The sequence below is a fragment of the Deltaproteobacteria bacterium CG11_big_fil_rev_8_21_14_0_20_42_23 genome, from assembly GCA_002796345.1.
Classification (GTDB): Bacteria; UBA10199; UBA10199; order 2-02-FULL-44-16; family 2-02-FULL-44-16; genus 1-14-0-20-42-23.
Genome location: PCXC01000074.1, coordinates 21,285 through 33,818 on the forward strand (window position 1 = coordinate 21,285; position 12,534 = coordinate 33,818).

Annotated in this window: 15 protein-coding genes and 1 pseudogene (1 of these 16 cut by a window edge); 1 reads left to right on the plus strand and 15 read right to left on the minus strand. The window is 42.0% G+C overall.

What is annotated here, in order from left to right; genetic code table 11:
• Positions 1-23 precede the first annotated feature (23 nt).
• The 12 genes from COV43_08605 to COV43_08660 all read right to left on the minus strand — a co-directional run bounded on the left by COV43_08605 (position 24) and on the right by COV43_08660 (position 9,097).
• On the minus strand, positions 24-1,433 hold the full coding sequence (locus COV43_08605) for a phosphoglucosamine mutase (protein PIR24790.1): 1,410 nt from the start codon (positions 1,431-1,433) through the stop codon (positions 24-26).
• Positions 1,433-1,894 (minus strand): transcription antitermination factor NusB, encoded by a 462-nt coding sequence (gene nusB / locus COV43_08610; GenBank protein ID PIR24791.1) that lies wholly within the window; start codon positions 1,892-1,894, stop codon positions 1,433-1,435. Before nusB ends, COV43_08605 begins: the two co-directional genes overlap by 1 nt.
• Positions 1,895-1,903: 9 nt before the next feature.
• The gene (locus COV43_08615) at positions 1,904-2,377 is read right to left on the minus strand and encodes a 6,7-dimethyl-8-ribityllumazine synthase (protein ID PIR24792.1); all 474 of its coding nucleotides are present in this window, start codon (positions 2,375-2,377) and stop codon (positions 1,904-1,906) included.
• 9 nt (positions 2,378-2,386) lie between these two features.
• Positions 2,387-3,601: a bifunctional 3,4-dihydroxy-2-butanone-4-phosphate synthase/GTP cyclohydrolase II gene (locus tag COV43_08620; protein PIR24793.1), complete on the minus strand. Its 1,215-nt coding sequence runs from the start codon at positions 3,599-3,601 to the stop codon at positions 2,387-2,389.
• 134 nt (positions 3,602-3,735) lie between these two features.
• On the minus strand, positions 3,736-4,386 hold the full coding sequence (locus tag COV43_08625) for a riboflavin synthase (protein PIR24806.1): 651 nt from the start codon (positions 4,384-4,386) through the stop codon (positions 3,736-3,738).
• 35 nt (positions 4,387-4,421) lie between these two features.
• A complete protein-coding gene (gene ribD / locus COV43_08630) occupies positions 4,422-5,507 on the minus strand; it encodes a riboflavin biosynthesis protein RibD (GenBank protein ID PIR24794.1) in 1,086 nt (361 codons plus the stop codon).
• A 27-nt stretch (positions 5,508-5,534) separates the two neighbouring features.
• Positions 5,535-5,993, minus strand: a complete 459-nt coding sequence (locus tag COV43_08635; GenBank protein PIR24795.1) for a transcriptional regulator NrdR — start codon at positions 5,991-5,993, stop codon at positions 5,535-5,537.
• A gap of 236 nt (positions 5,994-6,229) precedes the next feature.
• Positions 6,230-7,474: a serine hydroxymethyltransferase gene (locus tag COV43_08640; protein ID PIR24796.1), complete on the minus strand. Its 1,245-nt coding sequence runs from the start codon at positions 7,472-7,474 to the stop codon at positions 6,230-6,232.
• A gap of 35 nt (positions 7,475-7,509) precedes the next feature.
• Positions 7,510-7,941 carry a ribose 5-phosphate isomerase B gene (rpiB, locus tag COV43_08645; GenBank protein ID PIR24797.1) on the minus strand — a complete coding sequence of 144 codons (432 nt, stop codon included), beginning with the start codon at positions 7,939-7,941 and terminating at the stop codon, positions 7,510-7,512.
• A gap of 8 nt (positions 7,942-7,949) precedes the next feature.
• Positions 7,950-8,192 (minus strand): acyl carrier protein, encoded by a 243-nt coding sequence (acpP, locus tag COV43_08650; GenBank protein PIR24798.1) that lies wholly within the window; start codon positions 8,190-8,192, stop codon positions 7,950-7,952.
• Positions 8,193-8,217: 25 nt separating this feature from the next.
• Positions 8,218-8,400 (minus strand): 50S ribosomal protein L32, encoded by a 183-nt coding sequence (rpmF, locus tag COV43_08655; GenBank protein PIR24799.1) that lies wholly within the window; start codon positions 8,398-8,400, stop codon positions 8,218-8,220.
• 118 nt (positions 8,401-8,518) lie between these two features.
• On the minus strand, positions 8,519-9,097 hold the full coding sequence (locus COV43_08660) for a hypothetical protein (GenBank protein ID PIR24800.1): 579 nt from the start codon (positions 9,095-9,097) through the stop codon (positions 8,519-8,521).
• Between the two features lie 177 nt (positions 9,098-9,274).
• On the opposite strand from COV43_08660, the gene COV43_08665 reads away from it, so the two are divergent.
• Positions 9,275-10,669 (plus strand): glutamate--tRNA ligase, encoded by a 1,395-nt coding sequence (locus tag COV43_08665; protein PIR24801.1) that lies wholly within the window; start codon positions 9,275-9,277, stop codon positions 10,667-10,669.
• A gap of 5 nt (positions 10,670-10,674) precedes the next feature.
• On the opposite strand, the gene COV43_08670 is transcribed toward COV43_08665, so the two are convergent.
• The 3 genes and pseudogenes from COV43_08670 to COV43_08680 form a co-directional block, all read right to left on the minus strand.
• Positions 10,675-10,992 (minus strand): hypothetical protein, encoded by a 318-nt coding sequence (locus COV43_08670; protein PIR24802.1) that lies wholly within the window; start codon positions 10,990-10,992, stop codon positions 10,675-10,677.
• Position 10,993: 1 nt separating this feature from the next.
• Positions 10,994-12,478 carry a hypothetical protein gene (locus COV43_08675; protein ID PIR24803.1) on the minus strand — a complete coding sequence of 495 codons (1,485 nt, stop codon included), beginning with the start codon at positions 12,476-12,478 and terminating at the stop codon, positions 10,994-10,996.
• Positions 12,478-12,534 (minus strand): annotated as a pseudogene (locus tag COV43_08680) (hypothetical protein) (it continues 311 nt past the right edge of the window). The gene COV43_08675 and the pseudogene COV43_08680 overlap by 1 nt, the downstream one beginning before the upstream one ends.

Genomic DNA, 12,534 nt, shown 5'->3' on the forward strand with positions numbered 1-12,534 from the left:
TCAAAGGCGATCTAAAACAAGACTTACGCGCTAAAGTCAAGTCCTATTCTTGGGGCCTTTTGTTTATCGTCTTTTTTTTTACTCATATGGCCTTCGATGATATGGGCTAATTCGTCTGCAAAGCCTTGGATTTGCTGCTGATTTTCACCTTCTAGCATCACTCTGGCAATGTTTTCGGTTCCAGAATACCGGATCAAGTGACGCCCTCTTCCTTTTAATTTAGCTTCAACATCTTTCAAGGCCGCCGAAAATCCTGGAATATCCTGGAAGGGAATTTTTGCCGATACCTCGATATTTGTAATCACCTGAGGAAATTTTTCAAAAATGGACGCAATTTGGGAAAGTGGCTTTTGTTGCTGACACATAACAGAAAGCACTCGCAATGCAGCCAACGTTCCATCACCACAATTGGTGTGATGCAGAAAAATAATATGTCCGCACGTTTCTCCACCCAAGTTGTAACCTTCTTTACGCATAAGTTCCATCACGTAGCGGTCACCAACATTGGTGCGTAAAAAGTTGATTCCACGTTCTTTCAACATAAGCTCTAAACCCATGTTGCTCATGTGTGTTCCAACAACTGTATCCTTAGCAAGACTTCCCTTTTTTTGAAGGTGTGTTGCACAGATGGCAAGGATAGCATCACCATCTACAATATTTCCCTTCTCGTCGCAAAGAATGACTCTGTCAGCATCTCCATCGAGTGCAATCCCAATATCCGCTTTTCTTTCTTTCACAATTTTCGCCATGCGCTCGGGATAAAGGGCACCACATTTTTTATTGATGTTAAGTCCATTTGGGGAAACACAGGTGGGGATTACGTCTGCGCCAAGTTCTCTTAACACCATTGGCGAAACACGGTATCCAGAACCATTTGCACAATCGATCACAATGCGAATACCTTCAAGCGTTAAGTGATTGGGGAAAGTGCTTTTCAGATATTGAATGTATCTTCCTGCAGCATCATCAACGCGAAAGGCTCTGCCCATGTCTGATGGCTCGGCGCGAAGATCATCAAGTTTATCTTCAAAAATTAATTGCTCCATGTAAGCTTCCTTTTCATCGGAAAGCTTGAAGCCATCATGATCGAAAAATTTTATACCATTGTAATCAATGGGATTGTGTGAAGCTGAAACCATGGCTCCACCTTTTGCTCGCATACTATTTGCAATGAAGGCAATACCGGGAGTGGGAAGTGGACCGACTAAAACAACATTCATCCCCATGGAACAAATGCCTGCAACTAAACTTGACTCAAACACATAGCCAGAAAGACGAGTGTCTTTTCCAACTACGATTTGATCTAAACCATTTACATCGCGCATTACTGTGGCAAGCGCTTGCCCCAACTTGATTGCCATGGGTGCATCCATCGGATATTTATTTGCAATACCGCGAACACCATCCGTTCCAAAAAGTTTCCTCTCCCCCATTATCCCCTCTTTTCTTCCAATAAGTTTTCCCTTGTTTTTATCACTGCGGCGTCTTGCAACAATTGATCAAGCACGCCATTAACAAATGCGTGGCTCTCTTCTGTTCCAAATTTTTTTGCAAGTTCAATTGCTTCATTCAAAACAACTCGTTCTGGTGTATCAACAATGAACAACAACTCATAGGCCGCAAGTCTTAAAACAGATTTGTCGATTACCGTCATGCGACTGAGCTTCCAGTTTTTTGAATACTGCGTGATAAGCTCATCAACTTCCTTGCCTTTGGCAAGAACTCCTTCTACCAAAGTTTCTGCAAAGTGTTTTACTTCGTCATTAAGTGCAGCGCCATCATATTGTTCCCAAAAAAGATTAAAACTTTGAGCATCACTGCCTGCAGCAATTTCTTGTTGGTATAACAATTTAAGCGCACACTCTCGTGCTTGTGTTTTATTTTTATACTTCATTGTCAAAGATCACTGTTCCTTTTTTAATTGATTCAACACATCTATGCTTTCCAAAAGTGTGCACATGGCATCATAGCCTTTATTTCCCATTTTTGAACCAGCTCTTTCAATGGCTTGCTCAAGGGTATTACAAGCCAGCACTCCAAACGCAAGAGGAACTCCAGTTTCAAGCGATAGGCCTGCAATGCCTTTTGTAGCTTCATTTACCACGAGGTCGAAATGTGGAGTGTCACCTTTGATTACGGCGCCCAAACACACAATACCGTCAAAAGTATTTTGGCGAATCATCTGTTTTGCAACAAGTGGAATTTCGAAAGCACCAGGAACTTTTACAACAGTAATGTTTTCTTCATTTCCACCAAGTCTTCGCACAGCATCAAGTGCTCCGCTCAAAAGTTTTTCAGTAATAAATTCGTTAAACCTGCTCACAATAATTCCCAGGTTTAGATTTTCAATGTTTAATTTGCCTTCAATTTTTTTCATATCGTTTCCTTACACTTTTTCCAAAAGATGTCCCATCTTCTTTTTTTTCACTTCGAGGTAACTCTTATTATACTTCACAGGTTCAATCTCAATGGGAATACGTTCTACGATTTCTAAACCATAACCTTCAAGGCCTACAAGTTTTCTGGGGTTGTTGGTCATGAGCTTCATTTTTTTCACCCCAAGCTCCACCAAAATTTGCGCTCCAATGCCATAATCTCTTTGGTCAGCTTGGAAGCCAAGTCTTTGGTTTGCTTCAACGGTATCGCAACCTTCGTCTTGCAATTGATAGGCTCTGATTTTGTTGTGCAGTCCAATCCCACGGCCTTCTTGTCTAATGTAGAGCAGCACACCTTTTCCCGCTTCTGAAATCATCTGCAACGATTTTTGAAGTTGCGGGCCACAGTCACAACGCAGTGAACCGAACACGTCTCCCGTTAAACACTCGGAGTGAACACGCACCAGCAAAGCTTCTTCCGGATTTATATTTCCTTTTACCAAAGCAATGTGTTCTTTGTTATCGATCGTATTTTTGAAGCTGTGAATCTGAAAACCTTCATCAACAGCGATGGGAAGTTTTGCTTCTACCGATTGAATAACCAAGCGCTCGTGATGCATGCAATAGCGAATGAGATCTGCAATAGTGACAACATGAAGCTGATGTTCTTTTGCAAAGACTTGCAGCTGGGGCATGCGCGCCATGCTGCCATCATCGTTCATAATTTCACAAATAATTCCAGCAGGCTTCAAACCTGCAAGCTGTGCTAAGTCAACCGAACCTTCAGTTTGCCCAGCCCTTACAAGCACACCACCTTTTTTGGCAATAAGTGGAAAAATATGACCAGGGCGCACGAGATCGTTGGGGCAAGCGTTGTCGCGCATAGCAACTTGGATTGTTTGCGAGCGATCAGCTGCCGAAATACCAGTGCTAATGCCATGCTTGGCATCAACTGAAACGGTGAAGTTGGTGTGGTGGAGAGCTGTGTTTTCTTCAACCATCAACGGCAAATTAAGCTCTGCCGCTTTTTCCGCGGTGAGGGTAAGGCAAATAAGTCCACGGCCATGCTTCGCCATGAAGTTAATTTGTTCTGGCGTTACAAATTCTGCCGCCATGACTAAATCGCCTTCATTTTCTCTGTTTTCGTCGTCGGTTAAAATTATCATTTTCCCGTGACGAAAATCTTCAATGGCTTGCTCAACTGATGTAAACGTTTCTTTCTTCATGACATTTCTTTTCTAGAATTTTCATCCTCGCAAAGGCGGAGATGACAGCAATCTGCCAATGTTGTTTTTGTCATCCTCTGGCTTGACCAGGGGATCCACAATTCTCATTTACATTTAAGGTGTAAATGCAGTTATTAAAAACCATGCTTCCGCAGAAACTCACGTGTAATAGGTGATTCCTCATGGTATTCATCACTTCTCATGTGAGTAAGACGTTCTACATACTTGCCAATAATATCTACTTCTAAGTTAACCTGCTTTCCAACAGAAAGCTTTGAGAAGGTTGTTTGCAACTGTGTATGCGGAATCACAAAAAGAGAAAAACAATCTTGCGCCACATGATTTACGGTGAGGCTCACCCCGTCCACCGCAACGGAACCCTTATCGACAACATAGCGAAGTAAGTTGCTCGGTATTTCAACAATAAATTCAACTCCGCTCTTTAAATGCTTGATTTCTAATACTTTTCCAACTCCATCCACATGACCCTGAACGATATGCCCACCAAATCTATCTCCAACTCGAAGCGCTCGCTCCAAATTTACCGGATCGCCGGCTTTAAACTGAGACAAGGTACTTTTAGCAAGCGTTTCGCTGGAAACATCGGCCCAGAAGCTTGTTCCCAAGCGCGAGGTGATAGTAAGGCAGCAGCCATTCACCGCAATGGAATCACCAATATTGGACTGCTCAAGATCAAAGCCAGTCTCAATATGGATTTGCAGCCCATCGCCCTTGGCCCTGATTTCCTTAATACTCCCAACGCCTTCTATAATTCCGGTAAACATGCGCGTGTTTAAGCAAATAAAGACAGCCACGTCTATCAAAAATTATAACAAGTGACGAGATCGTCTCCGAAGCTTTTGCGCCACTTTGGCATTAGTTTGAGGGCATTTGAGAGTTTTTGGGGGTGGAAGTTTGGGAAAACATCGCGGCCACTCCCTCCTAAAATGATGGGTGCTTGGCAGTACAGCAATTCTTGAATGCAGTTTTCGTTTAAGAATGAACTCAAGAGTCTTCCACCGCCTTCAAGGAAGAGTTGCTGGAAACCAAGCTGGGCTAACTTGTGCAAGGCATCACGAACGACAATCTGCCCCTTAAGCGTTTTGCATTTGAGAAGGTGATGGCCTTTTTTTCTGGCCGCTTCAGTTTTTTTTAAATCGACATTTTCACTCACACACAAAATGAGCTGACCTGCTTTTCGGGTGTAAAGTTTGCTTTTAAGCGGCATGCGTAACTGAGCATCAAAAACAACTGCTGGCTTAAAGACTTCTTTCTTTCCAAGTCGAATGCTCAAACGAGGATCGTCCGCTAACACAGTGCCAACGCCAACTACAATGGCATCGGCTTTTTTTCGTTCTTCATGAACAAATATTCGTGTTTGTTCATTGGTAATCCACTTTGACTCACCCGTTGATGTTGCTATTTTTCCATCCAGTGAAACCGCAACTTTTGCAATTACATAAGGCAAGTTTGTTTTTATTTTGTGTGAAAAATCTTTGATGAGATCTTCACATTCTTTTTTCAGCACGCCAACTTTTACCGTGATACCAGCTTTGCGTAATGCCCGTATTCCTTTTCCCGCTACAAGCGGATTGGGATCTTTGCAGCCTACAACAACATTTTTAATTCCCGCTGCAATGATGGCTTCAACACACGGTGGTGTTTTTCCGTGATGGCAACATGGCTCTAGGGTTACAAAAAGAGTTGCGCCTTTCGCTTTTTGCTTTGCTTTTTTTAAGGCATGAATTTCAGCGTGTGGTGTTCCAGCTTTTTGGTGATAAGCACTTGCAATTATTTTTCCTTGTTTCACCACCGCTGCACCCACAAGTGGATTGGGCGCAGTGTTGCCACTTGCTTTTTTTGCAAGGGCAATTGCCTGTTTCATGATTTCATTTTCGCTTGGCACAAAAGGACCCTTGGAAGAAGTGAAATGCTATTTTGTTTTATCAATCATTTCTTGAAGCTCATTCATAAATTCACTCACATCGCGGAAAGAGCGATAAACAGAGGCAAAGCGGACATAGGCAACTTCATCAATTTTTCGAAGTTCAAGCATAACGAGTTTTCCAATTTCTGCACCTTGAATTTCTTCTTCACCTATATCTAAAACAGCTCGCTCAACTCGACTTACTGCTTCTTCAATAGTTTTTGTACTCACTGGCCGTTTCTCACATGATTTTCTCATGCCTGAAAAAATTTTGTTCCGATCAAAACTTTCACGACGTCCATCTTTTTTTACTACCACTGGAAACTGTTCTTCAAGCCTCTCATAAGTAGTGAAACGATGCCCACATTCTTCGCATTCTCTTCTGCGCCTGATCAACTGGCCGTCTTTTCCAAGACGTGAATCGATCACTTTACTTTCTAAATAGGAACAAGCTGGGCATTTCATGAAATGCAGTCTCCAGTTTTCAGTTCTTGGTTTTTAGTTTCTATTTTACGGCATGTGGACAATTTTTGCGCTGTCATCACGAGGTTCCGTCTCTGGCGGAAACGTGGTGATCTCGATTTTTGAATTGTCAGAGGAGATTGCCACGTTTCGTTTCACGAAACTCGCAATGACAAAATCCTCATTGTCCACACACTCTAGTTCTATTATTTTGTCATTCTGAAAAGCTAAATGACAATTTATTTCTTATAAATCGGAAACTGTAAACAAAGCTCTTTAATTTCCTTTTTAATTTTTTCTTTTACTGCACTGTCTGAGATATTAAAAATCACATCCGCCATCCAGTTGGCAATGGTTTTCATTTCTGCTGTTCCCATACCTCTTGTGGTAAGCGCTGGTGTTCCAACTCTGATACCACTTGTCACAAATGGTGATCTGGTTTCTCGCGGAACGGTGTTTTTGTTTACCGTAATGCCGGCTTCACCAAGTGCATTTTCTGCATCTTTTCCACTCACGCCTGTTTCGGTGAGATCAACCAGGAAACAATGGTTATCGGTGCCATCTGAAACAATGCGTATATTTCTTTCTTTAAGTGTTGCTGCAAATGCTTTTGCATTCTTGATTACATTTTCGGCATACACCTTAAAGCTTGGTTGCAAAGCTTCTTTGAAGGCAACCGCTTTTGCAGCAATGACGTGCATAAGCGGGCCACCTTGAATTCCAGGAAAAATATTTTTGTTGATTTGTTTTTCAAATTCATTGCTGCTCATAATCATTCCACCACGTGGACCACGAAGGGTTTTGTGTGTTGTGGTTGTTACCACATGGCAATGAGGAGACGGATGCGAATGTAAGCCTGCCGCTACAAGCCCTGCTGGATGTGCAATATCCGCCATGAGATAGGCGCCAACTTCATCTGCAATTTCACGGAAGAGTTTAAAATTGATATCACGTGAATAGGCTGAGGCACCTGCAATAATCATTTTTGGTTTTGATTTTTTCGCTTTTTCTCTGATGTCATTAAAATCGATACGTTCTGTTTCGGGATTCAAGCCATAAGAAACTACATTATAAAATTTACCTGAAAAATTTACCGGAGAACCATGTGTTAAATGTCCACCATGCGTTAAATCCATACCCATTATGGTATCGCCAGGTTCAAGCAATGAAAAATACACTGCCATATTGGCTTGGCTTCCGGAATGCGGCTGCACATTCACGTATTCACACCCAAAAAGTTTTCGAGCTCTCTCTTGTGCAAGTGACTCCGCTAAATCCACATATTCGCAACCACCATAATAGCGTTTATTTGGATACCCTTCGGCATATTTGTTCGTGAGCACCGAACCTGTAGCTATCAGCACATTTTCAGAAACATAATTTTCTGAAGCAATTAACTCTAGTTTATATTCCTGACGATCGAGCTCTTTTTCTATAATCTGCGCAATTTCAGGATCACCTTGAAGAAGCATTTCATTTTTCATTGCTAGCCTTTCAAAAAAAATTGTTGGGGAAAAAATTACGTCAGTTCGATTTTTTGAACTCGTATTGCATGACGCCCTCCAGAAAAGGGAGTGTCTAAAAAAATCTGGAGAAAACGAACTGCCTCTTCCGGAGAAAGAGCGCGCTCACCAAAACAGGCTACGTTTGCATTATTGTGCTCTCGGCTCAAACGAGCTTCTTCTTCATTGTTGATCACCGCTGCCCGCACACCCTTGTGTCTATTGGCTGCCATGGCCATGCCAATTCCTGAACCACAAACAAGAACACCAAACTCATGAGCATGAGCAGCAATATCACGTGCAAGTTTATGGGCAAAATCAGGATAGTCAGTTCGGTCTGCGGTGCTTGGGCCAAGATCGTCAACCGTGTGGCCCTTGGAAAGAAGTTCTTTTTTGAAAAGCTCTTTTAGCTTAAAACCTGCGTGGTCTGAAGCAATAACAAGATGCATGGATTTACCTAGTGGGTTTCGAGTTCAAGGTATTTAATTAATTCTCCAACAGATTTTACTTTTTTTATGGTGTCGTCTGGAATTTCAGTTTCAAATTCTTCTTCAAGGGCAAGAATAAGTTCGACGATATCAAGAGAATCTGCACCAAGATCGGAAGAAAAAGATGACGTGAGCGTGATATCTTCATCAGAAATACCAAGCTGATCGGCTGTAATTTGAATAACTCTGGATTCAAGATCAAAAGATGACATATCCCCCCGTTCCCAGTTTTCTGGACTAGACGTTCACTTCGATGATCTGACGGCCTTTGTAGAAACCACAATGTTTGCACACATGATGAGAGCTTTTTGCACGTTTGCAGTTGTCGCAAACTGACAAAGCTGGCCCAGTGTATTTCATATTGTGTGAACGGCGCATACGCGTTCTAGATTTTGATTGTCTCCGCTGTGGAACTGGCATCACATACTCCTTTGGGTCTATTGCTTACTTAAAAGAGCTCGTCTCCTACATAAAAGCTTGTTTAATGTCAATTGAAGTCTTTATTCTTCTTTTTGCCGGGCTAAAAAAGGGAAAAAGACTATTTTTCTTTTATTTTCAGCAGCTTAAGCGCTTCAAACCTGGGGTCAACTTTTTTCTCCGAACAGGAACAGGCCTTCTCATTTAAATTTTGTCCGCATTTTGGGCAAAGGCCAAGGCATGAAGGCGTGCAAATGCTGGTCATGGGCTGATCGAGGTAGATTTCTTGCAAGAGCAAATCCGCCAGATCGAAGGTGTCACCTTCGTAGTAGCGAAAAGCTTCATCTTCTTTTGCAAGCTCGTCTTGATCAAATTTTCCAGCTTTTGACTTTTCATGAAGAGGAGAAAAATGAGTCTGAAGAGAGATGTCGCCATGCTTTTGGAACGAAGCAAGACAACGATCACAGGTAAGATGGCAGGAATAATGGAGCTCACCAAAAAGATCGAGATCACGCTTGCATCTGATCAACTGAAGTGAAAAAGAGGCCTCGTCATTTTCGGCAAAGCCTTCCCCAAATGCCGTTTTCAAGTCTTCCAAAAACCAGGGGTCAAGCCTGGTGTTTCCCTTCAGGATTTTTCCCGATTCTGGAATGTCTAAGACATAGACTTCAAAGCCTTTATTATTTTTTTTTGTTTTCATAAAAAAGTGAACTGCCCTTCGTTTGTTTTGGGGGCTGATAGTAGATATTTTCAACCCTTCGTCAAGCATTGGCTGCGAATCCTCATCACAATTCACTTGAACTGGGGGAGATAATACAATACTCCCAGACAAACTTTAACGCGGGTATTTAAAATCTAGCATTCTCTTGAGGTATTTATGTCTGTAAAAGTACGTTTTGCTCCATCTCCTACAGGAAGTTTACACATTGGCGGCGCCAGAACGGCTTTGTTCAACTGGCTTTACGCAAGACATAGCAATGGAAAGTTTTTGCTTCGCATTGAAGACACCGATAGAGAGCGCTCTACAAAAGCATTTGAAGAAAGCATTTTGGCTGGCATGAAATGGCTTGGCCTCGATTGGGACGAAGAACCTCTCTACCAATCAAGCCGGCTAGAAATTCACCAAGCTCATATTCAAAAACTCTTGGATGAGGGCAATGCCTATTATTGCACTTGTTCGTCAGAACTCTTGGAACAAAAAAGAGAGGCCGCACTCAAAGCTGGAAAAAAACCTGTCTACGACAGAACCTGTCGTCACAAAACAGAAAAACCAAATGTGCCAGCCGCAGTTCGATTTAAAGCTCCAGAAACAGGAGTAACAACGTACAAAGATATTTGCCGCGGGACGATACAGTTTGAAAACAAAGAATTAGACGATCTCATTATCGCGCGAAGTGATGGTAATCCCACTTACAATTTTGTGGTTGTGGTTGATGACGCCACCATGGAAATTACGCATGTGATTAGAGGCGACGATCACATTAGCAATACGCCAAAACAAGTACTGCTCTACAATGCGCTTGGTTACTCGCTCCCAGCTTTTGCACATTTGCCTATGATTCACGGTTCCGATAAGAAAAAACTTTCTAAACGCCACGGCGCCACTTCGGTTGTTGAATATGAAGCAATGGGTTACCTTCCCGAAGCAATGATCAATTATCTTGCTCGCTTGGGTTGGTCCTATAAAGATCAAGAAATTTTTTCTCGTGACGAACTTGTTTCCCACTTCTCTCTTGAATCGGTAGGACAATCGCCATCCATTTTCGATACCGAAAAACTAGCTTGGGTGAACAGCCAGCACATGGCAAAACTGAGCATTGAAGAGCTTCTTGAAAAAGTAGAGCCCTTTCTGTATCAACTTGGGGTGAAACATATCGATCGCGAATTTGCACTTAAGGCGCTCGCATCTGAAAGAGAAAAAGGAAGAACTCTTTTAGATATTGCGAAGTCTATTTATTTTTATTTCACTGATTCTGTGATTTTTGATGAAGAAGTTGCAAAAGAATTTTTGAATGCAGAAGCAAAAGCAATTTTACATGCTTTGCATACCGAACTGCTTTCTCTTGAGAGTTTTTCTCACGATGGCATCCAAAGCAGCTTTAAAAATGTGATGGAAAAAACACAGCAAAAAATGGGAGCCATCGGAAAACCTTGCAGGGTGGCGCTTGTAGGAAGCTTGGTTGGCCCTGGTATCTATGACATTTTGGAAATTTTAGGCAAAAGAAAATCGCTTCTCCGTTTAGAAGAAGCGATTCAAAAAATTGTTGAATAATTGAGCTAGTACATTTTTATTCTGTTTACATGTACACCCTTTGAGGTCCACGCCACATCATAGCCAATACGTAATCCTACGCATAGGCGATCGACACTGGCGTTCTCTCCCACCAACTCCAATGCTTGAAGCGAAAAATATGCTTCTTCATTGTTGTTGAGACGAACAAATCCAAATTGCTGACGAGGAAAAAAAGAAACAATTTCACCTTTGCTAAACTTATCCATTTCATCAACTTGATAAGCTGGAGCCCCAACAACTGCAGAACATCCCTCCGGCAAGGGCATCCAATGAGCTTCTCGTTTTTGTACTTGGAGCGACATATTACCTCACATATTTATTTGCTTTTCGAGAAAGAGATTTTTTCTCTTCATCACGTATTTCTTTTTTCTCTGCTTCTTTTTGGTAGTTCAGCATTTCATCCACATACATTGATTCACGACGTTGTTCAATTTCTCTTACTCTCACCTGAACCGGAAGCTGGCCTTCAGTGCGAACTATGGTTGGCTTGATAAAGACCATCAGCTCTGTATTTTCTTTTGATCTTGTTTTCGACTTAAAGAGATTGCCCACAACTGGAATGCGAGAAAGTCCGGGGACTCTGCTCTCGGACACAGCATCAGAAAAACGAGTAAGCCCTCCAATTACTGTGGTTTCTCCATCTTTCACCATCACCGTCGTTTGCGCCGTGTTATCTACAATAACGGGAAGCCCGTCAATAGCTCTGGAAAAATCTGGTGAAGAAGTAATGGTTTCAATCTGAAGCTTCACAAAACTATTCATAGAAATCTGCGGAGTTACGTTAAGTTCAACCCCAGTCTCAATTTGCTGAAGCCCAGCTCCGCCAGAAGTTGAAGTGCCACCTTCTCCACCAATATTAATATCGCCACTTGCATTGATGAGCAAAGTTGCTCCACTTCTAATTTTTGCTGCCACTCCATTTGAAGTTACGATGGAAGGATCAGATAAAACATATGCATCACCTTTATTTTCGGCAGCCGATAATTGGATATCGAGATCAATTCCACTTACAACTCTTCCAATAGCAATGGCAGCACCGCTGTTAGGTGAAGAAGCTGGTGTGTTGAAAATAAGATTGTTTCCATTGTCTGCAGCACCAACGGCGGACAATCCAGAAAAAGTTACTTTTCCAGCCGCTCTGTTTGCTCCCCACTGTATACCAAGCGAGCGACCGAAAGATCTTGTCGCTTCAATAATTTTTGCTTCAATGAGAACTTGAGCATCTCGAATATCAACTTGTTCAAGGTACCTTTTGACGTTGTCAATATTTGCTGGAACTTCGCGCACGATAATAGAATTGGTGCGTTCATCTGCAAACACCGAACCTCTTTCAGAAAGCAAAGTTTTTAACTGAACAACCATATCTCTGGCCGTTGCATACTTAAGCCGAAGTGTTTCTGTTTTCAAATCTTCACCAGAATCTTTGAAAAGTTTTCCTTCACCAAGGCGAATCACCCCACCCTCTACAGTGTAATCCAGCTCATTTGCCTTGATGATGGAGTTCATGGCATCGCCTAAAGTAATGTCACGAAAAGAAACAGTCACCACTTTGTCTACACCTTGTGGGATAATCATATTCACATCTGCAATCGTAGATAAGAATTGGAGAACTTCTCTTAAAGAAGCTTTTCGAAATTTTATGTTGTAGCGAACATTTGCATTTTCACCAAAGTAATTTCCAATTGAACCATGAGAAAAACTGCCAGTATCAACAGGAGCTGCAACGGCAGTAACAGAAAGCAGAATCGCGCCACATAAAGCTATAAGAGAACGCTTGAAAACTTTCATTACAGTCTCCCTTCAATAGAAAGCGTAAAGGTAATATCAAGCCTTCTTAAAATTAC

Excerpts from the sequence above, each read along its gene's own strand:
- COV43_08665 (PIR24801.1), top strand. The coding sequence starts at position 9,275 with ATGTCTGTAAAAGTACGTTTTGCTCCATCTCCTACAGGAAGTTTACAC.
- rpiB (PIR24797.1), bottom strand. The coding sequence starts at position 7,941 with ATGCATCTTGTTATTGCTTCAGACCACGCAGGTTTTAAGCTAAAAGAG.
- COV43_08605 (PIR24790.1), bottom strand. The coding sequence starts at position 1,433 with ATGGGGGAGAGGAAACTTTTTGGAACGGATGGTGTTCGCGGTATTGCA.
- COV43_08635 (PIR24795.1), bottom strand. The coding sequence starts at position 5,993 with ATGAAATGCCCAGCTTGTTCCTATTTAGAAAGTAAAGTGATCGATTCA.
- COV43_08640 (PIR24796.1), bottom strand. The coding sequence starts at position 7,474 with ATGAAAAATGAAATGCTTCTTCAAGGTGATCCTGAAATTGCGCAGATT.
- nusB (PIR24791.1), bottom strand. The coding sequence starts at position 1,894 with ATGAAGTATAAAAATAAAACACAAGCACGAGAGTGTGCGCTTAAATTG.
- acpP (PIR24798.1), bottom strand. The coding sequence starts at position 8,192 with ATGTCATCTTTTGATCTTGAATCCAGAGTTATTCAAATTACAGCCGAT.
- COV43_08670 (PIR24802.1), bottom strand. The coding sequence starts at position 10,992 with ATGTCGCTCCAAGTACAAAAACGAGAAGCTCATTGGATGCCCTTGCCG.
- COV43_08625 (PIR24806.1), bottom strand. The coding sequence starts at position 4,386 with ATGTTTACCGGAATTATAGAAGGCGTTGGGAGTATTAAGGAAATCAGG.
- COV43_08615 (PIR24792.1), bottom strand. The coding sequence starts at position 2,377 with ATGAAAAAAATTGAAGGCAAATTAAACATTGAAAATCTAAACCTGGGA.
- COV43_08675 (PIR24803.1), bottom strand. The coding sequence starts at position 12,478 with ATGAAAGTTTTCAAGCGTTCTCTTATAGCTTTATGTGGCGCGATTCTG.
- COV43_08620 (PIR24793.1), bottom strand. The coding sequence starts at position 3,601 with ATGAAGAAAGAAACGTTTACATCAGTTGAGCAAGCCATTGAAGATTTT.
- rpmF (PIR24799.1), bottom strand. The coding sequence starts at position 8,400 with ATGCCAGTTCCACAGCGGAGACAATCAAAATCTAGAACGCGTATGCGC.
- COV43_08660 (PIR24800.1), bottom strand. The coding sequence starts at position 9,097 with ATGAAAACAAAAAAAAATAATAAAGGCTTTGAAGTCTATGTCTTAGAC.